This is a genomic window from Ruegeria sp. CDSB117, assembly GCF_059611005.1.
The window spans coordinates 49,686-75,864 of the sequence record NZ_JBXWOS010000019.1; the positions used below are offsets into that span (position 1 = coordinate 49,686).

Annotated in this window: 21 protein-coding genes, 1 tRNA gene and 1 pseudogene; 13 read left to right on the top strand and 10 right to left on the bottom strand. The window is 58.1% G+C overall.

The features are described 5' to 3' along the window. Nucleotides 1-379 precede the first annotated feature (379 nt). Nucleotides 380-1,249 (bottom strand): LysR family transcriptional regulator, encoded by an 870-nt coding sequence (locus AC2FJC_RS18565; protein WP_496740700.1) that lies wholly within the window; start codon nucleotides 1,247-1,249, stop codon nucleotides 380-382. 97 nt (nucleotides 1,250-1,346) lie between these two features. Between AC2FJC_RS18565 and glyA the strand changes: the two genes are divergently transcribed. Continuing rightward, nucleotides 1,347-2,654 (top strand): serine hydroxymethyltransferase, encoded by a 1,308-nt coding sequence (gene glyA / locus AC2FJC_RS18570; RefSeq protein ID WP_496740702.1) that lies wholly within the window; start codon nucleotides 1,347-1,349, stop codon nucleotides 2,652-2,654. Nucleotides 2,655-2,759: 105 nt separating this feature from the next. Here the strand turns inward: glyA and AC2FJC_RS18575 are convergent, their stop codons facing one another. Continuing rightward, nucleotides 2,760-3,287 carry a ZrgA family zinc uptake protein gene (locus tag AC2FJC_RS18575; RefSeq protein ID WP_496740704.1) on the bottom strand — a complete coding sequence of 176 codons (528 nt, stop codon included), beginning with the start codon at nucleotides 3,285-3,287 and terminating at the stop codon, nucleotides 2,760-2,762. A 232-nt stretch (nucleotides 3,288-3,519) separates the two neighbouring features. Here AC2FJC_RS18575 and AC2FJC_RS18580 point away from each other — a divergent pair, with 232 nt between their 5' ends. The 10 genes and pseudogenes from AC2FJC_RS18580 to speB all read left to right on the top strand — a co-directional run bounded on the left by AC2FJC_RS18580 (nucleotide 3,520) and on the right by speB (nucleotide 14,587). Continuing rightward, nucleotides 3,520-4,788, top strand: coding sequence for an imelysin family protein (locus AC2FJC_RS18580; protein WP_496740706.1), 1,269 nt, complete (start codon nucleotides 3,520-3,522; stop codon nucleotides 4,786-4,788). Nucleotides 4,789-4,928: 140 nt separating this feature from the next. Continuing rightward, nucleotides 4,929-5,222, top strand: a complete 294-nt coding sequence (locus tag AC2FJC_RS18585) for a (2Fe-2S)-binding protein (protein WP_496740708.1) — start codon at nucleotides 4,929-4,931, stop codon at nucleotides 5,220-5,222. After that, a pseudogene (gene bfr / locus AC2FJC_RS18590) lies at nucleotides 5,170-5,656 on the top strand (bacterioferritin). Before AC2FJC_RS18585 ends, bfr begins: the two are co-directional and overlap by 53 nt. Continuing rightward, nucleotides 5,616-7,163, top strand: coding sequence for a di-heme oxidoreductase family protein (locus AC2FJC_RS18595; RefSeq protein WP_496740710.1), 1,548 nt, complete (start codon nucleotides 5,616-5,618; stop codon nucleotides 7,161-7,163). The pseudogene bfr and the gene AC2FJC_RS18595 overlap by 41 nt, the downstream one beginning before the upstream one ends. Before the next feature lie 3 nt (nucleotides 7,164-7,166). Further along, complete coding sequence (locus AC2FJC_RS18600; protein ID WP_496740712.1) at nucleotides 7,167-8,177, top strand: imelysin family protein; 1,011 nt, start codon at nucleotides 7,167-7,169, stop codon at nucleotides 8,175-8,177. Nucleotides 8,178-8,180: 3 nt separating this feature from the next. Continuing rightward, nucleotides 8,181-9,266 carry a DUF1513 domain-containing protein gene (locus AC2FJC_RS18605; RefSeq protein ID WP_496740714.1) on the top strand — a complete coding sequence of 362 codons (1,086 nt, stop codon included), beginning with the start codon at nucleotides 8,181-8,183 and terminating at the stop codon, nucleotides 9,264-9,266. A 101-nt stretch (nucleotides 9,267-9,367) separates the two neighbouring features. Next, the gene (speA, locus tag AC2FJC_RS18610; RefSeq protein WP_496740716.1) at nucleotides 9,368-11,257 is read left to right on the top strand and encodes a biosynthetic arginine decarboxylase; all 1,890 of its coding nucleotides are present in this window, start codon (nucleotides 9,368-9,370) and stop codon (nucleotides 11,255-11,257) included. 22 nt (nucleotides 11,258-11,279) lie between these two features. Beyond that, nucleotides 11,280-12,503 (top strand): saccharopine dehydrogenase family protein, encoded by a 1,224-nt coding sequence (locus AC2FJC_RS18615; RefSeq protein ID WP_496740718.1) that lies wholly within the window; start codon nucleotides 11,280-11,282, stop codon nucleotides 12,501-12,503. Between the two features lie 75 nt (nucleotides 12,504-12,578). Next, nucleotides 12,579-13,748, top strand: coding sequence for a carboxynorspermidine decarboxylase (gene nspC, locus AC2FJC_RS18620; protein WP_496740720.1), 1,170 nt, complete (start codon nucleotides 12,579-12,581; stop codon nucleotides 13,746-13,748). Next, a complete protein-coding gene (gene speB / locus AC2FJC_RS18625; protein WP_496740722.1) occupies nucleotides 13,745-14,587 on the top strand; it encodes an agmatinase in 843 nt (280 codons plus the stop codon). The genes nspC and speB overlap by 4 nt, the downstream gene beginning before the upstream one ends. On the opposite strand, the gene AC2FJC_RS18630 is transcribed toward speB, so the two are convergent. Continuing rightward, complete coding sequence (locus tag AC2FJC_RS18630) at nucleotides 14,584-15,174, bottom strand: HD domain-containing protein (RefSeq protein WP_496740724.1); 591 nt, start codon at nucleotides 15,172-15,174, stop codon at nucleotides 14,584-14,586. The two genes, speB and AC2FJC_RS18630, sit on opposite strands and share 4 nt — an antisense overlap. Nucleotides 15,175-15,274: 100 nt before the next feature. On the opposite strand from AC2FJC_RS18630, the gene AC2FJC_RS18635 reads away from it, so the two are divergent. Then, entirely contained in the window at nucleotides 15,275-16,105 is an 831-nt protein-coding gene (locus tag AC2FJC_RS18635; protein WP_496740726.1) for a LysR family transcriptional regulator, read from the top strand. On the opposite strand, the gene lptF is transcribed toward AC2FJC_RS18635, so the two are convergent. Together lptF and AC2FJC_RS18645 are read right to left on the bottom strand one after the other, a co-directional pair. Then, nucleotides 16,102-17,241, bottom strand: coding sequence for an LPS export ABC transporter permease LptF (gene lptF / locus AC2FJC_RS18640; RefSeq protein ID WP_496740728.1), 1,140 nt, complete (start codon nucleotides 17,239-17,241; stop codon nucleotides 16,102-16,104). The genes AC2FJC_RS18635 and lptF overlap by 4 nt on opposite strands. 806 nt (nucleotides 17,242-18,047) lie before the next feature. Further along, nucleotides 18,048-18,123 (bottom strand) — tRNA-Trp (locus AC2FJC_RS18645). A 143-nt stretch (nucleotides 18,124-18,266) separates the two neighbouring features. On the opposite strand from AC2FJC_RS18645, the gene AC2FJC_RS18650 reads away from it, so the two are divergent. Continuing rightward, the gene (locus AC2FJC_RS18650; RefSeq protein ID WP_496696472.1) at nucleotides 18,267-18,974 is read left to right on the top strand and encodes a lysophospholipid acyltransferase family protein; all 708 of its coding nucleotides are present in this window, start codon (nucleotides 18,267-18,269) and stop codon (nucleotides 18,972-18,974) included. Here the strand turns inward: AC2FJC_RS18650 and AC2FJC_RS18655 are convergent. The 5 genes from AC2FJC_RS18655 to AC2FJC_RS18675 all read right to left on the bottom strand — a co-directional run bounded on the left by AC2FJC_RS18655 (nucleotide 18,971) and on the right by AC2FJC_RS18675 (nucleotide 26,148). Continuing rightward, nucleotides 18,971-19,216, bottom strand: a complete 246-nt coding sequence (locus AC2FJC_RS18655; RefSeq protein ID WP_170559220.1) for a MoaD/ThiS family protein — start codon at nucleotides 19,214-19,216, stop codon at nucleotides 18,971-18,973. The two genes, AC2FJC_RS18650 and AC2FJC_RS18655, sit on opposite strands and share 4 nt — an antisense overlap. Next, entirely contained in the window at nucleotides 19,209-21,464 is a 2,256-nt protein-coding gene (locus AC2FJC_RS18660) for a xanthine dehydrogenase family protein molybdopterin-binding subunit (protein WP_496740730.1), read from the bottom strand. Before AC2FJC_RS18660 ends, AC2FJC_RS18655 begins: the two co-directional genes overlap by 8 nt. After that, nucleotides 21,464-21,943, bottom strand: a complete 480-nt coding sequence (locus AC2FJC_RS18665; protein WP_496740732.1) for a (2Fe-2S)-binding protein — start codon at nucleotides 21,941-21,943, stop codon at nucleotides 21,464-21,466. Before AC2FJC_RS18665 ends, AC2FJC_RS18660 begins: the two co-directional genes overlap by 1 nt. Then, complete coding sequence (locus AC2FJC_RS18670; protein ID WP_496740734.1) at nucleotides 21,940-22,806, bottom strand: FAD binding domain-containing protein; 867 nt, start codon at nucleotides 22,804-22,806, stop codon at nucleotides 21,940-21,942. The genes AC2FJC_RS18665 and AC2FJC_RS18670 overlap by 4 nt, the downstream gene beginning before the upstream one ends. Nucleotides 22,807-22,935: 129 nt before the next feature. Further along, nucleotides 22,936-26,148, bottom strand: a complete 3,213-nt coding sequence (locus AC2FJC_RS18675) for a reductive dehalogenase (RefSeq protein ID WP_496740736.1) — start codon at nucleotides 26,146-26,148, stop codon at nucleotides 22,936-22,938. Between the last annotated feature and the right edge of the window lie 31 nt (nucleotides 26,149-26,179).

Genomic DNA, 26,179 nt, shown 5'->3' on the forward strand with positions numbered 1-26,179 from the left:
CGCCGCAATGCAACAGTTCTGCCTATCGCATACAGGTCTCTTGACGGCAGAATACTAGCGCGACTTGCCGCGCTCAGTGCCATTTGGTCGCGACGTGAGATACCTCGTTGTCCGGCGAGTAAGTGTCCCAGATGTTCCAGTGTCCGGTCGTTGCTGTCGGGTTGTTGATCATTGGAACATCGAGCACGGTGGGCTTGCCACCGTGCACAAACCAATATGCCGCAGGTAAATCTGACCGTTCCGTTTACCCCTCGAAGGTCTAGGGGTTTATATTTTATAAGGTCTATTGTGTGAGGTTCTCATCCAAATCGGGCCTCCGAACCAGTCCTCGCAAAATTCTGTTACTCTTCGCGGACAATGATCATTGGTCCCCTTGCCACTAATCTTCCCGCAACAGCTCAACTATTTCATCAAGTTCCGCGCGTCGCCTCGATGAATGCGGAAGGGTTATCATCAGCGACCGGCCTGTTTCGCAGGCCTGCGCCGATACACGCACCAAATGCCCGGCCTTCAGCGCAGGCTCGATCAAGCATCCATGCGCCATCAAGGCACCGGCCCCGGACTTGGCCTCTTCGACTGCAAGACCGTAAAGCGAATATTTCGGCCCCTTGGTAGGATCGCTGATAATTGTCCCCGTCTCCTCGGACCACCGCCGCCAATCGTCCTGCCATGTCTGATCGTGCAGCAGCGGGGTGGTTTCAAAGTCGAAACGCTCGACCAGTTCTGGCGCGCAAACCGGGAAAATGACATCCTTCGCGACTACAATTTGATCAGCCGCCCCATCAGGATCGGCAATGAAGACCGAAAGATCAAACAGATCACGTGATAGGCGAGGCGGTGTTTCCATGGCCGTTACCGAGAACTTCATGTCCGGCCAAGTGTTTCGGATACGCCCCAAACGCGCCGGCAGCCAAAGTTGCGCGACCGAAGGCAGGGCGGCGATGTGGATCTCAACGCTCGGGCTCAGGTTCCGCAGGTTCTGCGTTGCGGCGGCAAGCTGATCGAAGGCCAGAGTGAAATCACTGGCCAAGTGGCGCCCAGGCGCGGTCAGCTCAACCCCTTGCGCGTTTCGCCGGAACAGCGGCACGTCCGCCCACGCTTCAATTGTCTTTATATGTTGCGAAATCGCACCGGGAGTGACGCTCAGCTCTTCGGCAGCAGCAACGAAACTGCCCAGCCTTGCTGCAGCTTCAAAAGCGCGAAGTGCATTGAGCGGTGGCCCTTTCGGGCGTCTTGGTAGAACAGCCATTGTCTTAGACTCAGTTTTTCTACGCCAAGAAATAGCAATTCTGATTTGCGATGTCGCCCCGTTTGTTCAATTTGGTGACAAGCAGGAGGTCACAGACATGACAATCACACACCGAAACTGGGTCCCGGATCAGTGCGAAACCCGTGTTCAGCAAATCGCCGCCAAGGCGTCTCAGGCCGCGTCTGATGAGCTGATCAAACGGATCGGCGATCTTGCGACGCGGAACCGCGAGATCCACGAGCAAGAGTGTTTCAACCTTAACCCGGCAACAAATGTGATGAATCCAAGGGCCGAGGCCCTGTTGTCGTCCGGCATCGGGTCCCGACCATCGCTGGGCTATCCCGGCGACAAGTACGAGATGGGGCTGGAAGCTATTGAAGAGATTGAAGTGATTGCCGCCGAGCTTTGCGCCGAGATCTTTGAAGCCAAATTCGCCGAAATCAGGGTGCCGTCAGGCGCGATTGCCAACCTCTATGGGTTTATGGCGACCTGCAAGCCGGGCGATACAATCATTGCACCGCCAGCCTCGATTGGTGGGCACGTGACTCATCACCTTGGGGGGTGTGCTGGGTTGTTTGGTCTGCGCACGATTGAGGCGCCAACGGATGGTGACGGCTATACGGTCGATCTGGATCAGCTACGCGCGTTGGCGCTGAAAGAACGGCCCAAGCTGATCACTATCGGGGGCAGCCTCAATCTGTTCGAACATCCCGTAAAAGAGGTCCGGCAGATCGCTGACGAGATCGGGGCCAAGGTCATGTTCGACGCCGCCCATCAATGCGGGATCATCGCAGGCAAAGCGTGGTGCAATCCTTTGGCCGAGGGCGCGCATTTCATGACGATGAGCACTTACAAAAGCCTGGGCGGCCCCGCCGGTGGTTTGATCGTCTCCAATGACGCGGAGATTGCGCAAAAGCTCGACGCGATTGCCTTTCCGGGAATGACGGCAAACTTCGACGCGGCCAAGTCTGCAGCATTGGCAGTAACAATGCTGGACTGGCGCGACTTCGGCAAACAATACGCGGCCGAAATGATCTCGATGGCGCAAGCGCTCGCAGAACGATTGGATGCCCACGGCGTTCCCGTCTTTGCGGGTCGGGAAGGATTTACCAACTCGCACCAGTTTGCTGTGTTGGCAGACTCTTATGGTGGCGGGCAAGCGGCGTCCAAAACGCTGCGCCGCGCTGGGTTTCTTGCTTGCGGAATTGGACTGCCTGCACCCGAAGTGAAAGGGGACATGAACGGCCTTCGGTTCGGGACGCCTGAACTGGTCAGATGGGGGATGACGTCTCAGGACGCTGATCGGTTGGCGGCATTGATCACTTCTGGATTGGCGGGCGCGGATATCGCCGCCGAGGTTGCAGAGTGGCGGCAGAGTTTTTCGGAACTGCGTTTCGTACACTGACAGCACGATGGGTGCTGTCCATGGCGCTTTCGTCGCGCCCGTGTGATTGTGCCCTTCGCATCGTATATGGGCGCGGGCCGACCCCATGGCCCGCGTTTTGGCATTTCACATTGCCAGATCCGGTTGGTCCCGAGTTATCTCATACGTTCTGGTTTGACCGGATCGGGTCACCTGCAAGATCAACTTCTGGGTATTTTCGAACCGTTCGAAATACGCAAACCGGATATTAGCCAGCGCTGTAATATCCTGACACTGAATCAGGTAGTCGGCCAGAAAGTCGCTATGTTGATCTTGATCAGCAGACTCGTTGGTATTGTCCTGCCCCAATCCCTCACCCGTAAGGGTGACATTGGCTGATGCGGTAACGCATCCGGCCTCTTCCGGCAGCACAAACAAGCCCAAAGGTTTGGACAGGTCTGAGACCGCAACCGCCACCTGCGCGCGATCGTCATCGGTTTCGGCCGGGCCTTCAAAACCGATAATGTCTGCAGAAGGCACATTGAGGGATAAAGAAAATGCCTGATCAGAAAAGGCGATATTCACATATCCCGTACCATGTTTATGGGCAGGGCCTTGCACCTGCGATAGAACAATCGCCGGTGTCAGCATCAAAGCAATGGCTGCACATTTCATAAACAAAGCACCACCCAACAAGGAATCACACAGTCCATTCTAATGTGATTAAAACCCCGTGCAATCGCGGCTTCGGCTCACCTACCCCGCCAATTATGGGGAAAGGGTGCGACATATATTTCCGACAATAAGACTCAGGTTGACTTACCTTACTAATTCACTCAGTTATTGGTGCATGCGCGTCGCTGAAGCGGCGCTAGTGAGTTTTTTCTGACAGGAAAGTGTCACCTCCATGACCAAATTTTTTGCCGCCACCAGCGTATTGACCCTTGGGATCGCGACAGCAGCATTTGCCGAAACCCCCGCGAAGATCGACGTTCTGACCACCTATGCGAACATCGCCGAAGCCAAATATGACGACAGCCTGATCGCGGCAAAGTCGCTGCAGGCCGCAGTAAACGCGCTGATCGCTGATCCGTCAGACGCCACACTAAACGCAGCACGCGCTGCATGGATTGCTGCACGTGTTCCGTACCAGCAGACCGAGGTTTACCGTTTTGGCAACGCGATCGTCGACGACTGGGAAGGCAAGGTAAACGCATGGCCGCTGGACGAAGGGCTAATCGACTATGTGGACGCAGCCTATGGTGGTCCAACTGACGAGAACGAATTCGCCGCGCTGAACGTCATCGCCAACCCGACGTTCGAGCTGTCTGGCAAAACCATCGACGCCAGCGAAATCACCCCGGAACTGCTGGGCGAGACTCTGCACGAAGCCGACGGAATCGAAGCGAATGTTGCCACAGGCTACCACGCGATCGAGTTCCTGCTGTGGGGCCAGGATCTGAATGGCCATGGCCCGGGCGCAGGCGACCGTCCGTACACCGATTACGTTCAGGGTGACGACTGCACAAACAAAAATTGCGACCGCCGTGCACAATACCTGAGCGCTGCGACTGACCTGCTGGTCAGCGATCTGGAATGGATGGCGGCGCAATGGGCCGAAGGTGGCGAAGCACGCGCAGCCCTGACTGCCGACGAAACCGCAGGTGTCAGCGCCATTCTGACTGGCATGGGTTCACTGTCTTATGGTGAGCAGGCCGGTGAACGCATGCGTCTTGGCCTGATGCTGAATGACCCCGAGGAAGAGCATGATTGTTTTTCGGACAACACACATAACAGCCATTATTACGATGGGCTGGGTGTTCAGAACGTCTATCTCGGCAGCTACACCCGTATCGACGGCAGTCCGGTCAGCGGCGCATCCTTGTCTGATCTGGTGATCGCCAGCGACCCATCTCTGGATGCCGAGATGAAGGTGAAACTGACCAACACCATGCAAGCGCTGGGACGCCTGAAGTCAACCGCGGAAGCCGGATTTGCCTATGACCAGATGCTGGAACGCGGCAACGAAGGCGGCGAAGTGCTGATCATGGGTGGTGTAAACGGACTGGTCGATCAGACAAAGACGATCGAGCGCATTGTGACCACGTTGGAACTTGACCAGATCGCGTTCGAAGGTTCGGACAGCCTGGACAACCCAGACGCGGTCTTCCAGTAAAACACAAGGTTCGCGCCCAGCGGAGGCGGCTGTTCACGCCGCCTCCAAATCTTGTGAGGTACCTATGATCTGTTGCCTCTGGACGTTTCCAAATTAACTTACTAATACAGTAAGAAATACAACTCAGAGCCCTGATTGCTATGATCGTATGCCACTGCACAAACATCTCGGATCACGATATCCGCGCAGCTATCGACTGGATGCGCACGTCTGATCCTTACGCGGTCATTACACCTGGTAAAATCTACCATGCCCTTGGAAAATCAGCAGATTGTGGCGGGTGCATGCCGCTTTTCCTAGACTCGATGCACTCCAGCGATAAGTTGGAGGTCCCGATGCAGCTTCGCGCACTTCGCAGCGAGGTAACACAGGAGAATGCAGATGAAGGGCGACCCCAAGGTCATAGAATATCTCAACAAATCACTGCGGCATGAGCTAACGGCAGTCAGCCAGTATTGGCTACACTACCGCCTGCAAGAGGATTGGGGCCTCGGCCACATGGCCAAGAAAAGCCGCGAAGAATCCATCGAAGAAATGGAGCACGCGGACAAGCTGATCGAGCGAATTATTTTCCTGGGCGGTCACCCGAATTTGCAACAACTTGACCCGTTGCGCATCGGCCAGACCCCAAAAAGAGACGTTGGAATGTGATCTGGCCGCAGAGGTCGACGCCCGGGCCTTGTACAAGGAAGCGCGCGAATACTGTCAGAGCGCTGGCGACTACGTCACTATGTCTCTGTTTGAAGGATTGCTGGCGGATGAGGAAGGGCAAATCGATTTCCTCGAAACGCAGCTGGACCTGTACGAAAGGATTGGCGAAGCCAATTATGCGCAACTCAACGCATCGAAAATGGACGAAGGCGAGTAAGCTTGCCCTTTTGCCGGTGGCCGCGCTTGCAGCCACCCAATCCCTGTCGGCAGAGCTGCGGGATCTTCACCTCAACTACCTTCCCAGAACTGAAGACGAACAAGCAAGGATTGCGCGGGTTACCGCCGCACCTGTCGAATTCAGCGCGCCTCAGCGCTTTGAAGAGCTGCCAGGTGGGGCCGGAACTGTCCGCGCGCGCATCGACGCAGATGCGTTCTCGCAGCCCTCAGGCAACCTGAGTTTCGAGCAGGAGCTGGACTTCAAAGTCGGCAACGGCCTGTTCAAGAAGATCTGGGTGTCTTCCCCGTCTTCCACGTTGGCCTCAGATGGGTTGGGGCCGCTATATAACGCACGATCCTGTCAGCGCTGCCACGTCAAAGACGGGCGCGGGCATACGCCCAACGGGCCAGATGGCAACGCGATTTCGATGTTCCTGCGCGTGTCCATCCCTGGCACACCCGAAGACGGGTACGCCGAAATCGAAGACTACATCGCCACCCTGCCCGAGCCGAATTACGGCGGGCAGATGCAGGATCTGGCCCTGCCCGGCCACCCGGCGGAATACAGGCTGGATATCACTTATGAGGACGTTCCCGTCACGTTGGCTGATGGGGAAACCGTCACCTTGCGCCGCCCGACCTACGAGGCTGCGGATTTGGGCTATGGCCCGCTGCACCCCGACGCCATGATAAGCCCACGCGTAGCCCCGCAGATGATTGGGCTGGGACTGCTCGAAGCGATCCCTGTTGAAGACCTGCTGGCGAATGCGGACCCGGAAGATGAGGATGGCGACGGAATATCCGGCCGGCCTAACATCGTATGGGCAGTTGAATATGGCGCGCCGTTGGTGGGCCGGTTTGGACACAAAGCAGGCATGCCCACGATCATGGAGCAATCCGCGGCGGCCTTTGCCGGGGATATCGGCATTTCCAGCCCGCTCTACCCGGCTCCACATGGTGACTGCACCACTTCGCAGGTCGATTGCGTGAACGCACCGCATGGTGATGGCGACGACCGGACCTTCGAAATTGATCAGGTCGGCATGGAACTGGTCGCCTTCTACAGCCGAAATCTGGGTGTTCCGGCCCGGCGAGATATAGACGACCCTGAAGTGTTGCGCGGCAAGCAAGTGTTCCACGACACCGGCTGTGTGTCGTGCCACACGCCCTCTTTCGTAACGCATCGCATGGAAGATCGCCCCGAGCATAGTTTTCAGCTGATCTGGCCATACACAGACCTGCTGCTGCATGACATGGGCGAAGGGCTGGCCGACAACCGACCCGAGGCGCGTGCAACGGGGCGGGAATGGCGGACGCCACCGCTTTGGGGGATTGGCCTGACCCAGCAGGTATCAGGACATACGCAGTTTCTGCATGACGGGCGCGCGCAGTCGCTTCTGGAAGCGATCCTGTGGCACGGCGGTGAGGCGCAGGTAGCGCGTGACTCTGTCGTCGAGATGCCAAAACCCGACCGCGATGCCCTTGTCCGTTTTCTAGAAAGCCTTTGACCCATGCGTGCCATCGTACTTGCCCTTTCCCTGACATTGCCGCTGGGCGCCTATGCGCAAGAGCGCGACCCGATCCTGTCCGACGCCATCGAGGCGCACATCCTGCCCGGCTATGCCAGACTGACAGAGGCCACGGACGCATTGGCGGATGCGGCGCAGGCGGATTGCAACCCGACCTCAGCCAAGCTGCGCACTGCATACCACGCGGCGTTTGACGACTGGATTTTGGTCAGTCATCTGCGCTTTGGCCCATCTGAGGCAGAAGACCGCGCGTTTGCATTGGCGTTTTGGCCCGACACCAAGGGCTTTACGCCCAAAGCCCTGTCCGGCCTGATCGCTGCTGAGGATACAGCCATTCAATCCCAGGATGCCTTTGCGGAAACCTCCGTAGCCGGACGCGGTTTTTTCGCGCTGGAACTGATGCTCTACGATCCACGGTTCACCGATCTGGGCAGCGCCGAGTATCGCTGCGCGCTGATGCAGGCCATCACTACCGATATCAACCGCAACGCCGGGGCAATTGACGCGGATTGGGCAGGCTACGCGCCGGCATTGGCAAATCCGGGCGAAAACAGCCCATACCGGTCGGAAGACGAAGCCATGCAAGAGCTTTATAAGGCCATGATTACTGGTCTGGAATTCACGGCCGAAACCCGCCTTGGCCGCCCGATGGGTACGTTCGACCGCCCCCGCCCAAAACGCGCCGAGGCGCGGCGTTCGGAGCGTTCACTGCGCCATGTGCAGCTGTCTCTGACCGCCTTGCGCGACCTTGCCGCGCGTCTGTCGGCAGATAATCCGGACATCGCAGCAGATCTGGACGGCGCATTCGCCGCCGCGATCGACCGGGCGCAGTCACTGGACGATCCGGCATTTTCTGGGGTGGCAACCCAGCAGGGACGGTTCCGCTTTGAAGCATTACAGCAATCCATCAACGATATCCGCGTCATTGCCTCCACCGAGCTTGGCCCGACGTTAGGCATCAATGCCGGGTTCAACTCGCTGGACGGGGACTAAATCATGACCAACCGTCGACGCTTCCTTGCCGGGCTGGCTGCCGCCAGCGTTGCCCCCATTCGTGGATGGTCTGCTGTCGGTGCGCCGGACTACCTGGCCGCGGCGCTGTTCCCGGATGGGACTTATCGGCTGGCCGGGATGGACGCGGGCGGCGACATCCTGTTTTCCCTGCCATTGCCCGCACGCGGGCACGCAGCAGCAGCGCATCCCCACCATGCGCTGGCGGTGGCCTTTGCACGCCGCCCGGGAACATTTGCACTCATCATCGACTGCGAGACGGGCACCCAGACCGCTTTGTTGGAGGCCCCCAAAGACCGCCATTTTTATGGCCATGGCGTGTTCTCAACCGATGGTACACGGCTGTTCACCACCGAAAACGACTATGAGACCGGTCAGGGCGTGATTGGTGTCTGGAACACGGATGGCTACACACGAATTGGCGAGTTCGCCTCAGGCGGTGTCGGACCACATGACATGCGCCTCATGCCGGATGGCCGGACATTGGTTGTTGCAAATGGCGGGATCGAGACCCACCCTGAAACCGGAAGAACCAAGCTCAACCTGCCGGTGATGCAACCGCGCCTGTCCTACCTGGACCAAAACGGTAGAGTTCTGGAGCAGGTAGAGCTGCCACAAGCCTTGCACAAAAACTCGATCCGCCATCTGGCCGTGCGATCCGACAGTCTGGTCGGGTTCGCGATGCAATGGCAGGGCGACACATCGCAACACCCACCCCTGCTGGGTCTGCATCGCCGTGGCGAAAACCCTCGGCTGCTTAGCGCCCCCGACGCAGACCAAAGCACGCTGCACGGGTATGCGGGCAGCATCGCGTTTTCCGGTGACGGCGAAACGGTCGCCATCACCTGTCCGCGCGGCAATGCCCTGCACCAGTTTCGTGTCGCGGACGGACAGCTTGATGGCGTCTTCCTGCACGAGGATGTTTGCGGCCTTGGCACCGCATCAAACGGGTTTGTGTTCACAACCGGGACTGGAGTCATCGGGCAATTGTTCACAAACAAGGCCCAAATATCCAACCGGGCTGATTGCCAATGGGACAACCATTTGATCCCAATTCGCACAGCTGCATAAATTCGGAAAATTCCGCCTCATAGATTACACTTGGAAGAATCATATAGCTGCCGTATTGGCGGGCGCGAAACTGGCACCCTGACTTACAAGGACTTACTTGATTGAAACACACGCCCGACGCACCGCATTCCATCTACGGAGTTGAGAAATGGGGCAAAGGTCTCATTGAGGTGACAGAGCAGGGCGAAATCGGTCTGCGCAATCCGATGGCCCCCGAGGCCGAAGCGATCAGCTTACCGGGTATTCTCAGTGATCTAGATGAACGCGGCATCAAAGCGCCGATGATCCTGCGCGTCAGTTCATATCTGGAACACGAGATTGCCCATATCAACGAAAGCTTTCGCGATGCGATTGCGCGCACCCGCTACAAGGGCAGCTATCGCGGTGTCTTCCCGATCAAGGTGAACCAGCAGGCGCAAGTGGTCGACCGGATCGTCGAGTTCGGTAAGAAGTACAACTACGGGCTCGAGGCCGGATCGAAACCCGAACTGGTGGTCGCGCTGGCGCACCGTCTCGCCCCCGAGGCGTTGATTGTCTGCAACGGCGTCAAGGATGCCGAGTTCATTCAGTTGGCCATCCTCAGCCGCAAGATTGGGTTCAACACGGTCATTGTGTTGGAAAGCCCGAAAGAGGCTGACACGGTGATCGAAGTCTATAACGAGCTGGGCATCGAACCCCTGATCGGCGTGCGGGTCAAACTGACCAACCAGATCAGCGGCAAGTGGGAAGAAAGCTCGGGCGACCGGTCCGCCTTTGGTATGAACACCGACCAGTTGGTCGCCGCAGTAGACAAACTGAAAAACGCGGGCCTGCTGCATTGCCTGAAGCTGCAGCACTCACACCTTGGCTCGCAGGTGCAGGACGTCAACGATGTACGCCGCGCGGTGGGCGAAGCCTGCCGCTACTACACTGAACTGACACGCGAAGGCGTGCCGCTTACCCATCTGGACCTCGGCGGCGGTATGGGCGTGGACTATACGGGTGAGAAGAAGGCCGCCGAGAACTCGATCAACTACACGGTCGAGGAATACTGTGCCAATGTCGTGGAAACCGTCGCCTATGCGATGGACGAGGCAGAAGTGAAGCACCCTACGCTGGTCACCGAAAGCGGCCGCGCCGTGGTGGCAACATCGTCGATGCTGGTTTTCAACGTGCTGGAAAGCACGCTTTACGATGCGCCCAACGGCCCCGAGGTTGAAGCGGACGACCACCATCTGGTCTCAGATCTGGCGGCAATCAACGGCTATCTCAGCAGCGACCGCCTGCAGGAATGCTGGAACGACGCAAATTTCTACCGCAACGAACTGCGCGCGCTGTTCCGCCGCGGCTATGTGGACCTGCGCCAGATGGCCCGCGCCGAACGGATCTACCTGTCGCTGATGGCCCGTCTCAAGGCGCTGGCCGCAAGCGATGATCTGGACACGGATGTGGATGATCAGCTTGAGAAAGTGGCCGATATCTATCACTGCAACTTCTCGTTGTTCCAGTCGTTACCTGATGTCTGGGCCATTGACCAACTGCACCCTATCGTGCCGTTGCAGGGCCTGAACCAGACGCCAGATCGTCGCGCGGTGCTGTCGGACATCACCTGCGACAGCGACGGCAAGATCGACCGGTTCATACTGGCCGACGGCGTCTCGCCCAGCCTGCCGGTGCATTCCCTGCCCGAGGATCAGGAATACCTCATGGGCGTCTTCTTCGTCGGTGCCTATCAGGAAACACTGGGCGATTTGCACAACCTGTTCGGCGACACAAACGTCGTTACCATCGACCTGCGCGCCGACGGCGGCTTTGACCTACTGCACGAGCAAGAGGGCGACACGATCAGCCAGGTTCTGTCGTATGTCGAGTTCGACCCCAACGATTGTGTCGCCGCGTTCCGCAAAATGGTGGACGAGGCGATCTCGACCGGTACTCTGATGGCCAAGGACCGCAAAACCCTGATGAGCGCCTATCGCGACTCCATCAACGGCTACACCTATTACGAATAACTCCAGAGAGGAGATGACCCCCATGGGAACTTTGAGTGGCAAAACACTGGTTGTCGGCGCAGGTGGCGTATCGCACGCGGCCGTGCACAAGATGGCAATGAATTCGGATATCTTTACCGAAATCACATTAGCCAGCCGCACGAAATCAAAATGCGATGCCATCGCGAAGGCAGTGAAAGATCGCGTGGGCGTTGACATCGCCACGGCGGAGCTGGACGCCTATAAGGTCGAAGATACCGTCAAGCTGATCAAGGAAACCGGGGCAGAACTGCTGGTGAACCTCGCCCTGCCCTATCAGGATCTGGTGCTGATGGATGCGTGTCTTGAGGCGGGCATTCATTATCTCGACACTGCGAACTATGAACCCGAAGACGTGGCCAAGTTCGAATACCACTGGCAATGGGCCTATCAGGACCGGTTCAAAGAGGCTGGCCTGACCGCCATCCTCGGCTCGGGCTTCGATCCGGGCGTGACCAGCGTGTTCGCCAAATGGCTGAAGAAACACAAGCTGGACACCATTCGCCAGATCGACGTTCTGGATGCCAATGGCGGTTCGAACGATCAGGAATTCGCCACCAACTTCAACCCGGAAATCAACCTGCGCGAAGTGCTGGCCGAAGTGCGCCACTGGGAAAACGGCGCGTGGCATACCAGCCCGGCGATGACCACAAAGGTCGAATACGATTTCCCCGCCATCGGCCAAAAAAACATGTACCAGATGTATCACGAGGAATTGGAGTCGCTTACAACCCACTTCCCCGAGATTGAGCGTGCCCGCTTCTGGATGACATTCGGCGACGCCTACATCACCCATGCCAAGGTGCTGGAAAATGTCGGCATGACTCGCATCGACCCGGTGATGCATGACGGCAAGGAAATCATTCCAATCCAGTTCCTGAAAACTCTGCTGCCCGATCCCGGCGATCTGGGTGCCGAAACCAAAGGCAAAGCCTGCATCGGCGACATCGCCACGGGTCAGGCCAAGGACGGCTCGGGCGAGAAGACCTATTACATCTACAACATCTGCGACCACGAAGAATGCTACGCAGAAGTCGGCAGCCAAGCCGTCAGCTACACCACGGGCGTCCCCGCCATGATCGGTGCGGCGCAGGTGCTGAAAGGCAACTGGTGCGAGCCGGGCGTGTGGAACATGGAACAGCTGGATCCGGACAACTTCATGGATATGCTGAACGAACACGGCTTACCGTGGCAGGTCCACGAACTCGACGGTCCGGTCGAGTTCTAATTTCATCTTTTCCAAAATACTCCGGGGGTCCGGGGGCAGAGCCCCCGGCCTCTCCACAATTCGGAGGCGCCGGACATGTCCGACATGATGACCACACAGGCCGGAGATGCCGGAGCCTTTCGCAGCTTTGACCTGAGCCGCGTGCCAAGCCCCTGCTTTGTGGTTGATGAAAAAGCCGTCGAGCGGAACCTGACCATTCTCTCCGATATTGGAACCCGATCCGGCGCCCATGTGCTGAGCGCGCTCAAGGCATTCTCGATGTTCTCGCTCGCCCCGCTTGTCCGCCAACATCTTGGCGGCACATGCGCGTCCGGCATTTTCGAAGCACGGCTGGGTCGCGAAGAATATGGTGGCGAGGTCGCGACCTTCTGCGCCGGGTACAAGGACGCGGACGTCGATGAAATTCTGTCGCTGTCCGATCACATCATATTCAACTCACCAGCGCAAAAAGAACGGTTTCTTGCCAAAGCTCGGAACGCTGGCGTTCAGGTCGGTCTGCGCATCAACCCGGAACATTCCGAAGGCGAGATCCCAAAATATGACCCCTGTGCGCCCTGCTCTCGCCTTGGCACCCCAATCAGTCAGTTGACGACCGACGAACTGACCGGGGTTGATGGCCTGCACATGCACACGCTCTGCGAACAAGGATTCGCGCCATTGCAGCGCACTTGGGAAGCCGTCCTGCCAAAACTCAAGCCCTTCCTCGGCCAACTCAAATGGCTGAACTTTGGAGGCGGCCATCATATCACGCGCGACGACTATGACCGCGACGGGCTGGTGGCGTTCATCCGGGACATCCGCGAGACATACGGCATCGATGTCTATCTCGAACCCGGTGAGGCGGTCGCGCTGGACGCAGGTATCTTGGTCGGCGAAATCCTCGACCTGCCAACCAATGTCATGAACCTTGCAATCACCGATATCTCGGCCACCTGCCACATGCCTGACGTGATCGAAGCCCCCTATCGTCCCGCCCTGATGGATGAGGCCGAAGCAGGCCATACTTACCGTCTGGGCGGCCCCTCCTGTCTGGCCGGTGACGTGATCGGGGATTACACCTGGGATCAGCCACTGGAAATCGGCCAACGCTTTGCCTTCCTGGATCAGGCGCATTATTCGATGGTCAAGACCAATACGTTCAACGGCGTACCGTTGCCCACCATTGCCCTGTGGAATAGCGAAACGGACGAGCTGAAGATCATCAAGCAGTTCGGCTATGACGACTTTAAGGACAGACTCTCATGAGCATTTTCCTCGACAGTGAACTGACCGCATCTGAGCGCACCGAGGATGCCCGTTTTCGCGTGATCCCGGTGCCGCTAGAGCGCACGGTCTCTTACGGCTCGGGCACAGCCAAAGGGCCTGATGCCATCATCGAAGCCAGCAATGAGCTGGAACGCATCACCGGACACGCCGAGCCATGCGTCGAGGGGATCTTCACCGAAGAACCGGTGGATTGCGACGCCGCCCTGTCCGAGATCATGGAGCGCCTTGCCCAGCGCACCGAAGCCGCTGTTCGCGCTGGTAGGGTTCCAGTGACTTTGGGCGGAGAGCATTCCCTCAGTTACGGCGCCGTCATGGGAGTGGCCCGCGCGTTAGGTCAACCCATCGGCATAGTTCAGATCGACGCCCATGCTGACCTGCGCAACGCCTATCAGGGGGAAAAACACTCCCATGCTTCGGTCATGCACCTGCTGGCCGAAGAAGGCGTTCGATTGGCTCAGTTCGGTGTCCGTGCCTTTTCGACTGAAGAGGCACAGAGCCGCCTGAAAAACCACATCTTCCACGTGGATGCAGAAGATCTGGTCACCGGGAATATCTACGCCGTCGACCTACCCGAGGATTTCCCCGAGCTGGTCTACGTCAGTTTTGACGTTGACGGTCTTGACCCCTCACAAATGCCGGCAACCGGCACCCCGGTTCCCGGCGGATTGGGGTATTATCAAGCGCTTCGGCTGGTCGAGCACGCCCTGAAAGGCCGCAAATGCGTGGGCTTCGACGTGGTCGAACTTGCCCCGGACGGCAACGCCGCCTGGGACTTTACCGCCGCTCAGATCGTCTATCGCCTGATGGCCGCCTGTTAACCCTCGGACGTTTCGTTCAGTTCCATATGGCCATCGCCCTTGTTCAGGACGCGGCGCAGCATGGGTTCAAAGAACTCAAGCGGTTTGGTCGGATACTCGGGATCAAACGCCTTCTGATCGTATTCATGGCAGAAGTAACGGCAGTCCTCCCAATAGGGGCTGTCGCGGTACTTGTCGCGGGCGTTACGATCACCACCCAGGTGGTGATTGTAGTAATAGCCTTGGAACACGCAGTGGTGTTTTAATATCCAGTGGGTTTTCTCGCTGACATAAGGTTTCATCATCGCAGCCGACAGCTCACCGTGGTTATACGGCGACAGAATATCTCCGGTGTCATGGATCAGTGCAGCGACCACCAGTTCTTCATCCGCACCATCCTCATGGGCACGCGTCGCGGCCTGAAGGCTGTGCTGGTAACGATTGACTGGGTATGGGGTCCACGCTTCGTCCAGGGAACGGATCGCGTCCAGGATTCGGTCAGGAAGGGCAGCGTTGAACGCCTCTTCATACTCCATGACGGCGTCCCAATCGGCTTTGGTCGCCTCTTCAAAACTGGTCCAGGTGGGTTTGTGGCTTTTGTCCAGCATGATGTTTCCTCTGGCTGATCTGCTACGGCCAGCATATCCGAAGGCAACAGCTGAAAAAAATGAATTGATTTTATCACTTCGATCAAAAAATACTTTCGACATGCAAATCAAAGCCCTTGAGACATTTCTGTGCGTTGCAGACACCGGTGGCTTCCATGCCGCCGCACGACACCTCAACATCACTCAGACAGCGGTCAGCGCCCGTATCAAACTGATCGAAGAGGAAACCGGAAAGCCCCTGTTCACTCGGGGCGCAGGCGGCACCAACCTGACAGAATTCGGACGGCAGTTTAGACCCTATGCCGAGCAGATGTTGTCATTGTGGTTCTTCGCCTCTCGTGACCTACCGGGGCAGACACCGCACCGGATTGCCCTGCGCCTTGGTGCACAGCTCAGCGTTTGGGATCCATTGCTGGTCGATCTGGCCGTTCGTTACGAACAGCGCCATGGCCAGCTGTTGCTAACCCTGAACTACGATCATGACCTCAACATGGTCGAGGCCGTGGCGACGCATGTATTGGATGCGGCACTGACCCATGAAAAACCATCTGATCGGCGCGTTCTATATCACGAACTGGCGCCTGAACGTTTGTTGCTGGTCGAAACCCCCGACGCCGACAAAGACCCGGTTTTCGTCAATCTAGAATTGGGCGAAGTCTATCAGGACCACGTGCGGTCAGCAGCGCGCAAAGCGGCAGGTCAGACACTTTTTTTGGGCAATTGCATGATGGGTCTGCGCTATGTTTTACGGCGCGGCGGTACGGGTTACTTTCCCGAATATGTAATTCGAGATCAGTTGAGCGACGGCACTTTGGTATCGGTTACCGAAGCGATGGATCTGATGGTGCCGCTTTACTTGGTGACCCGACGGGACAGCGAGGCGTTTGACGACGTGGTGGCCTGCCTGACTGAACTGCGCGCGGCGAATTAAGCCTGCGACAAGGTTCCATTCGCCCCCCGCGATCGGGTGCGCAGCAATGGTCGCCCGGCGATCAACAGGAACACGCACGAAATAAGGACGCCGATAATCGCTGGCAGGTATAGCAATATCCACAGGTTCGGATCATCGATCACAACCGGCGCCACAAAGCCCCGGACACCCTCCAACAGGACTAGAATGGTGAACGCGCCGAAAATCTGCGGCCAGAGGCCAAAGCGCGAAAAACTGCCCAGCATCAACGTTGAAAACCCAGCCATTGCCACCGCGATACAAATGGCGATCCATGAAAAGCGCTGATGCAGCTCTTCGATCAATTCCCCTTCGGAAAACAGCTCGGTCGCCAGAATTGTATCCCGGCCTTGCAACAATTCGAGCGTTGGGATCGCCTCAAGACTGCGCATGGCGTTGGTGTCTGAATTTGTCAGTTCCGAGATGTCATATGAAGCATCCGCAAAAAGCGTCGAAGACAGCGTTCTGCCTTCTGGATTCAGGCGCAATGCGATCCCGTCCACCATCACCAGATGAATGCCAGTGCCATTGTTGACCAGATAAGCCGTCTTGCTGGAATAGCTTACCGGGTCCTCTTCATTCCGACGATCCGACACGAAAACCTCGGACAGCGTGCCATCCAAATCAATTTTCCCAATGTAGACCGTAACGCCTTGCGCGGGGTGCAGAAATTCACCCTCATTTAAAAGCTGGGCAGTTACGTCGCCGGCAACCTCGGCCTGGCGCTGCTCTAGCTGCTCCACCGATGCAGGGCGCAGAAAGACACTGATCGCGGCCATCATCAGACCGGTCAGGATGCCGAATACGAACACTGGGCGCGCTAATCTCCAGGGGCTGGTCCCTGTGGCCAGCATCACCGTCATCTCGCTTTCGCGGCTCAGGCGGTTGGTGGCATAGACAGCGGCGGCAAAAACCGCCATTGGCATCACGGTGCGGATAAGGGTCGGCAACGTCAGTGCGGTGAATTCCAGAAACACCATCGCGGGTTGGCCGCCGCTGATCACCCGGTCAAATAGGCTGACGGAACGGGTAATCCAGAACACACCCACCAGGACCAGGGTAAAAAAGCCGAACAGAATCAGCAGCTGCCGCAGGAAGTAACCATCAAAACGCGACATGAACCCTCTTCCGCCTGTCTGTTGTGGGCAGGACCATAGGCCATTCCAAAGGCGCAGGAAACCGGATTGATCGAATTGCGCGGCACCTGGCTAAACCAATGTTAACCCCATCTAAACCCCAGGTTCAACACAGCCGCCAATCTGAGTGGAATGAACAACCGAGCACGCGATGGAGGAGAATATGATGGCCCACGCAGACTTCATCACCGAAATGGGCGTCTTTTGAAGCCTCGTACATTCGCATGCGGCGTGAAGCCGGTTGGTTGTAGAAAATGGATCGGTCAGATTCAGCCGCCTTTAGAACCCCCCGGGTCTCAAAATTCCCGTATGCAACACCGGCAAAGTTTTCTAAGCCACATATTTGCCATATTTCCTTTCAGTTGATACGGTCGCAAAAAAGGCGAATGCCGGTGGCCAAGATAGAGCAGCAGTCAAAATATTCTAAGAGCGTCGCAGCGCTCACCGTGCCGGAGTCCCTAAAGGGCAAACGCGGAGGGCTGTTCTATTTGCTTTGCGAAATGGAGCGAGCTCGGCTTATGAGACTGTACGGGCCGAACTTCGAAGACATCATCACAAAGTCGCCCTCGGACCAGGGCTCAAACAACGGTCGATTGGTCAGTATGCTCTCGGTCGACGAGTTCATATTTTTCTAGCAATCAATGCCTGGCAGTTGCCTTGTTCGAAAAGTTAAGAATCGCGTCTTGTGACCGGGTCCCTGCAGCCTCAGATTACACCCCAAATAATTGCAGGATACCTAGCTTGGGTTTCGTTCTTTACGATGAAACGGCCGCAGATCAATGAGGAAATGGCAGGGGCAGCAGGGTTCGAACCCGCGACCTACGGTTTTGGAGACCGTCGCTCTACCAACTGAGCTATACCCCTAAGGTGCGCATCAAATATGCCAGCCGCGCAGCGGACTCAAGAGGCTTTTTCAAATTCCGCGCGACTAATGCATCCGACAAACAAGTTGCGTGCAGCGTTTAGTTCTATAAGACACGGTTTGGTCAGTACGAGGGACCCAATCCGTGAGTATCCGTAAAAAGATCGCCGACAGCGAAGCCGTTTTGAACTGGGCCGCGCGCCGCATCGCAAGTTATATCCGGATGGTCAATCGCAACACCAAATGGCAGCGCATCGGATACGAAGAACTGGACCAACTGGCCGAACAAGGTGAGCCGGTGATCGTGGTGCTGTGGCATCAAAGGCTGGCGCAGTCGCCGTACTTCTTCCCGCTGGACAAAGGACGCATCTGCTCAATCACTTCGTCTGCGCGCGCAGGCAGCATGGTGGGTCGGGTGCAGAAATTGTTCGGAATGGACACGATCGCCATGGCCAGCAAACATAAAAGCAACGTTGCCGTCTCGCGAGAAGTGATCGGTAAGATCAAACAAGGGATTTCCATCGGCATCGCTGCTGACGGACCACGTGGACCCGAGCGTGTGCTTTCCACGGTGCCATTGGTTTGGGCGCGCACATCTGGCAAACGAATCTTCGGGATCACCTTTTCTGCACATTATGGCAGCGAAGCGGGTACATGGGATCGTCTTTTGATGCCCCGCCCCTGGCGAAACAAGGGAGTCTTTCTGTGCCGCGAGTGGACCGAGACCGTGCCTCGCAAAGCATCCGAAGAGAAAATCGAGGAGCTGCGCCAAAGCCTTGAGCAGCATATGAACGATATCACTGCTGAAGCCGACCGCATGGTCGGGCGCGAACCGTGGTCGCCAGAGGCCTAACCGCCCCTTAACCGCTGCATCAGGTAAACTTCGCTGCCTTCAGGGATTGGCTCGGTCAGCCCTGTGGCTATAACACGGCCATCAATTGCAATAGACACCCCGGCATCAATAGGGCCTTGAAGCTGTGGGTGGGCGAGCACCAATGCGCGTAACAGATCTCCGGTCGTCTTGGCTTCAACCTCGACGACCTGCTGGCCCCCGGTCAATGACCGGAGGCCGGACCAGAGATGAACTTCAACCATCGTCCTTGAGCGCGGCCAGAATACGCGGCGGCGACATCGGCAACTGACGCATGCGCACGCCAGCCGCATGGGACACGGCGTTGGCAATGGCGGCCAGAGGCGGCACAATGCCGGTCTCGCCGACGCCTCGTACACCGAAGGGGTGACCGGGGTTGGGCACTTCGACAATCACCGTGTCGATCATCGGCAGGTCACTGGCGACGGGGATGCGATAGTCGAGGAAGATCGAGTTCTGCAGGCGACCATCCTCGCCATAGATGTATTCCTCGTTCAGCGCCCAGCCTATGCCTTGCGCAGCACCGCCCTGATACTGCCCTTCCACATAGGTTGGGTGGATCGCCTTACCGGCATCCTGGATGACCGTGTAGCGGGTGATCGCAGTCTTGCCGGTTTCCGGATCAACCTCGGCATCGACGATATGGGTACCAAAGGACACGCCTGCGCCTTCCGGGGTCGCTTCGAAATGGCCTGAGATCGGTCCGCCTGTCGAGCCCATATGAGCCGTGATATCAGCCAGTGGCCGCGGATCGAAATCACCGGCATTGGGGCCAGAGGGCACCGCACAGCCGTTTTCCCATTTGACTGCGTCCGTCGGAATTCCCCAGCTGGCCGCCGCGCGTTCGCACAGTTTTTCGACCGCGTGTTTGGCTGCTTTGATGGTCGCCAGACCGGAGGCGTACGTCACGCGAGAGCCGTGGCTGACGTCGTTGTACCCAAGCGTCGCTGTATCGGCGATGGTCACCCGGATGTTTTCGTAGGGAATGCCCAGCACCTCAGCCGCCATCAGCGCCATAGATGCACGCGAGCCGCCGATGTCCGGCGTACCGACCATCAACTGGGCCGAACCGTCCTCGGACAGAGATAGCGAGACCGAAGTTTCACCACCGTGGTTAAACCAGAACCCGCAGGAGATGCCGCGCCCCTGCCCCGGTTTCAGCGGCGCCGAGTAGTGCGGATGCGCCTTGGCGGCTTCCAACGTCTCAACCAGCCCGATGCGCTCGTAACGCGGGCCATAGCTGGCTTTGGTACCCTCGTGCGCGGCATTCTTCAGACGCACATCAACAGGATCGAGGCCCAGCTTTTTGCACAGCTCGTCAATCACCGATTCAACCGCAAAAGCCCCCATCGGCGCACCGGGTGCACGATAGGCCGCCTGTTTCGGGCGGTTGGCCATCACGTCATAGCCGATCTGTTTGACGTTGGTCAGGTTGTAGGGCGCAAAGGCGCACATGGCGGTCATGTCACCAGGCGCTCCGGGGAAGGCCCCACCCTGCAGGCGGAAAACGCCCTGCGCGGCAGAGATGGTCCCGTCCTTCTTCATCCCGATCTTGATGTCCATCGACGCCGACGAAGTGGGACCGGTTGCCCGAAACACTTCGGATCGGGTCATCACAACCTTGACCGGGCGGTTGGCCTTGCGGCTCAGCGCCAGCGCAACGGGTTCGATAAAGACGGTTGTCTTGCCGCCAAAGCCGCCACCAATCTCGGATGCCGTGACGCGCAGTTGCGAGGTTTCGATACCCAACAGCGCTGCACAGGTTTTCTGCGCGATCCAGTGGCCTTGGGTCGTGCACCACAGCTCACCCTTGCCATCATTGCCCAGCATACCCAGGCAGGCATGCGGTTCGATGTAACCCTGATGGGTCGCCTCAGTGACAAAGCTGTCTTCGATGACCAGATCGGCCTCGGCAAAACCGGCTTCGACATCACCGTGCCCACTTTCATGGTAACGAACGACGTTCGGGTGCATGCCTTCCGGAACCGAATAGTCTGCGGCACCTTCGCGAATGACAGGCGCATCAGAGGCCATCGCCTTGTCCACATCGGTGACGTGGGGCAACACCTCGTATTCAACCTCGATCAGCTTGAGCGCATCGCGCGCCGCCAGTGCCGAAGTGGCCGCAATGGCTGCTACAGCGTGGCCGTCATACAGAGCCTTTTCGCCCGCCATGACGTTTTCCAGAACATTCCAGAATTCGCCTTCCAGGCCCGGTTTGAACGGGACGTCTGCAAAATCCGCGCGGGTCACGACGGCTTTCACATCCTTATGCGCCTCGGCTTTCGACGTGTCGATTTTCACGATCCGCGCATGAGCGTGAGGTGAGCGTAGGATCGCGCCGTGCAACATACCGGGTGCCGACATATCCGCCCCGAACTTGGCGCGGCCCGTAACCTTGTCCAACCCATCGGGACGGTTCGGTCGCGTGCCAACAAAAGTGAATTCAGATTTGCGATCGTCGAGTGCCATTACGAAGCCTCCCGCAGTTCTTCTGCCGTTTCCATGACGGCACGAATGATTTTGTCATAACCGGTGCAGCGGCAAAGGTTGCCCGCCAGCCAGTACCGGGTTTCTTCTTCGGTCGGGTTGGGGTTCTTTTCCAACAGAGACTTGGCCGCGACCAGAATACCCGGCGTGCAGATGCCGCATTGCAGGGCGGCATGTTCGATGAACTTCTGTTGCAGCGGGTGCAAAACATCGCCATCTGCGATGCCCTCGACGGTTTCGATCTGCTTACCTTCGGCCTCAACCCCCAGCATCAGGCACGAGCAGACCAGGCGTCCATCGACTGAAACGGAACACGCTCCACAATCGCCGGTACCGCAGCCTTCTTTCGCGCCGGTCAGGTTCAGCTTGTCGCGCAGACAATCCAGCAGGGTCTCCCGCGGATCGCACAGGTATTCGACAGTGTCGCCATTTACGGTGGTAGATACGTGGAACTTGCTCATGCTTGTTCTCCCTTCGCACGGGCATAGGCGATTTTCGCGGCGCGCTTGGCAAGAACGCCAGCGACCTCAGTGCGGAACGCGATGGTGCCGCGCTTGTCGTCAATCGGGTTGCACGCAGCGGATGCGGCAGCAGCCAGCGCATCAAGCGCGGCGTCGTCCAACGTACTGCCGATGATGGCCTTCGCGCAGTCTTCAACCAGTAGAACGGTCGGGGCGACAGCACCCAGCGACACGCGGGCTTCGGTAACAGTGTCGCCGTCCAAACGCAGGTTCACCCCTACGCCGACAACAGCAATATCCATCTCGGTGCGTGGGATAAACCGCAGATAGGCGTCGCCGCCATTCTCGCCCCGGGCGGGAATGTGGACGGCCGAGATCAGTTCGCCTTTGGCCAGAGACGTTTTGCCGGGACTGGTCGGGATATCCTCGACTGCAACCTCGCGATCTCCCTCCGGTCCGGTCACTGTGACAGTCACACCCGCTGCAACCATGGCCGGCACGGAATCCGCCGCAGGAGAGCCATTACACAGGTTCCCGGTCAGCGTTGCGCGCCCCTGCACTTGGGTTGATCCGATCAGGTCCATCGCCTCGACCACACCGGGCCAATCCCGGCCCAGTTCGGGGTGCTCGCTCATTTCTGCACCGGTGGCAGCGACCCCCAGCGTCCAGCTGCCATCGGCATTGCTGTTGATGTCGCTCACGCCATCAATCTTTTTGATGTCGATCAGCGTGTCGGGTGTCACAAGTTCCGAGCGCAGCTGCACCAGTACATCGGTGCCTCCTGCAAGAAACCGGGTAATGCCCGTCGCATTCGCGGCCAGAGCCGACGCCTCGGCAAAGCTGGCGGGGCTGTGATAATCCATGAAAATACCTCGCACCTGTTGATCAGGATTCACTGGGGTTCGCAGGGGACGTTAGTGCAGCTACCCCACGGCGTCCATGGCTGGAACGACCAATTTTTGTGTTTATCGAAGTCGTTTTCAGACCTCAGATCAGAGGTCGAGTTCGATCACACCGTCAGGTTCAGCCGCACGGCTTTGACACAAGATGATCGCGCCCTCGCGCTGTTTGTTGGACAGAACGAAATCACGGTGCTCAATATCGCCGGAAACCACTCCGCATTTGCAGACGCCACATATACCGTCGGCGCATTTAACATCCACGTGAATGCCCGCCTCGTTCAATACCTGAGCGGCATCTTTGCCTTCCGGGACGGTCAGTTCCCTGCCCGATTTTGCCAGCTTCAACGTGAAGGGATGGTTTTCATACTCCGGCTGTTCCGGAACTGAGAAATACTCCAGGTGCCGCGCCTCTTCGGGAAATCCCTGCCTGTCAGCCGCTTGTACGACACCGTCCATGTAGCGATCCGGTCCGCAGGTATAGACCTGCCACCCTTCCTGATACCCCGACAAGACGGCATCCAGATCGGCGCGTGTTCCTTCATCTGAGAAATGAAAATGCACGTGGTCGGCCCAGGGCATCGCCGCCAGATCGTCCAGGTACCCAGCCCCAGCGCGGGTGCTGGCGGAATAGTGTAACGCGAACGGCTTGCCTAGCGAATGCAACCGATGAGCAAATGCAATCATCGGGGTGATGCCGATCCCACCACCCATCAGGAAGGTCTTTGTTGCAGTTTCATCCAGTTCGAAATGGTTGATCGGTTTCGAGATGAAGACCTTGCGCCCCTCGCTGAAGATTCGATGCAACAGGGCCGAACCGCCGCGACCTTCATCCTCGCGCAGAACGCCGATCTGATAGACTGACCTGTCCGACGGGTTCCCCGACATTGAGTACTGGCGCAGAAACTCAGGCGCGACCAGCACATCCAGATGCGCCCCGGCGGTCCAATCCGGTAACGGCGCGCCATTCAGGGCCGAGAATTCATACTTGGTCACATCCGCCGTCATCTTGCCGACCTTGGTCAGCGCAACTCGCATCACCGGCGCATCGCCCGCGATCGAGTACCGATGCACGATCGAGGTATCCCCTGCTGCCTTGCGGTTTTTGTATTCTTCGGCTGACACCATCGCCTGATAGGCCGCAATCCCGGCCTCGCGGTCCATCGCAAAAGGATATGGCCACGGATGGGGGGCCAGATAGGCAGGATAGACGGCTAATGTCTGATCTTCGAACTGCAGGTCCAGATCCGTTTGCAGGTCACGCCGGTTCAGCGGATGTTTCGTCGGGCGGTAAGCTCCATCCGCCTGCAATTCAATATCCCACCACCATTTCTTGGTGTCGTTCAAACCGCCATTACCCACGGCATCGTCCAGTTTCGCCAATGCCGGCGCGGCTTTCGGGATGTTCATCGCGGCCCAGCGGAATGGGCGTTCCTTGAAGATGCCCTCAAGGTTCCACGGGCACGTCTTCATGCAGCGCCCGCACATCGCTCCGCCGGGTGTGGTCACACGATAGGTCGCGCATTTCTGGCTGTCGGATTTCCAGATCTCATAGCCGTTGAACATGAGTTTCGGCCCCGCGGTGATTGCCCCCGACGGACATTCGCGCGCGCATTTGTTGCAGCTTTCACAGAAAGTCTGCAGGCCAAAATCAATCGGTTTGTCGTGCTCCATCGGCATGTCGGTTGTCACCGCGCCGGACTTGAGCCGGGGCCCGAGATAAGGGTTCAGGATGACCTCGCCAATCCGGCTGACCTCGCCCAATCCAGACAGCAGCAAAAGCGGCGGCTGAAGCACTTCGCCATCCATGACCGTATGCGCCTTGGCTTTGTAACCGAGGTTGCGGATCTGCTGCGCAATTACACCGCCCAGTAGCGAAAACCGCAGATAAGCGCGCATTGACTGGGCAACTGCGATCCAGTCATCGCCGCTGGACCCCTCCATCGTTTCATAGCCCTGGTCGATGATCATGCTGATGGCCTGATCGTGGGTCGGGTTGATCTCTTCTCCGGTCGCGTCGTGAGAGTACCACGCCCATTCAGGACAACGGCTGAGGCCCACGGCATCGCCTCCAATGAAATAGGTCGCGGCCTTGATATTCGCGGCATTTCGGGCGGCATCGGTCGGGCGCGGGCCATCCGCGCTGTCGCCATCCTGCAAAAGCACAAATGCGCCCAGTGAACGGCGTTGCGCGAAACTGGGGGCGGCCTTGCGCACGTAGTGCCCCCCCCTGGCTGCATCCTGCAGCGGTTTGCCCATATCCCCGAATTGTGCGCGGGCAAACATGTCGGCGCGTTTGGGAACGCGGGCCACGTTTTCTTCGTCGATGTAGGTCGTCGGGTCCTCGACGCGCTTAAGCTTCTCGAACGGATGCGCCCCGTCCACGTAGCGTCGTTTGGCGTAAGCATCCCGGTTCAGCGCGTTCTTGGCGAACCCCGTTCCCAGCCACCACGCCGGACCCTGAGTGCGAAACCACGGTTGCTGCGCCATGGATTGCAGGGGTCGATCATGCGCAATCCCCATCTCGGTTGTAACAGCTGCCAGACCAAACCGCGTACCTAGCCACGGCACAACGACGTCGCCATTCTCGACCGAGGCCAAACCAGCCGCCACCGCCAGTTTTCCAAGATCAACCTCAGAGGACATCGCGGTATGCGCCCGCGCATCGAACCCCAACAACCGGATGTAATTGGCAATCACCACCGCATTTTCGGTCGCCAGCAAACAGGAACGGTGGTCCTGCGCATCCATGATCCATTCAGAGCCGGGCTCATCCGGGTTCGGATCACGGTTGTGTTCATAGACAAAGACGATGGCGTGGCGGTGGGTGTCCATCGGCTTGGGGGCCGCCTCCATACTTTCCTTAAGGTCGGCCATAATGACATCAATACCCGACGCCAGCGTCTTGGTCTGCCGGGTCTTCAGCGCATGGGCCAGTCGATCTATGTCGGGGTTATGGCGCGGCTGGGGCAGCATCGCCTCGGCAGGCAAAGGCCCGCACCCCATCATCGACGCGTCATTGAAATAGCCAAAAGCCTTCAAGTGATGGGCGCACGCGGTCGGATCAGCCGGGATTTCAGAGGGCACAGCATTCACGAACCCATCACGAATAGCGTCCATCATCGCCTGAAACTCACCCATGGCGTTGACGATGCTTTCAGGCTGATCCGGCCGGTGAAAACTGAGTACGGGCATCGGCGGCACGGCGGACAGGTCCGGCACAACGCTCTGACGTGCCAACCGCTCCAACGGATAAGGCCCCATGTGGACCGGCCGGTTCTTGTCCGAGAAAAAGCGGATCCCCATCGTGCGCCTCCTAATTTCTAGGTCTCACCTA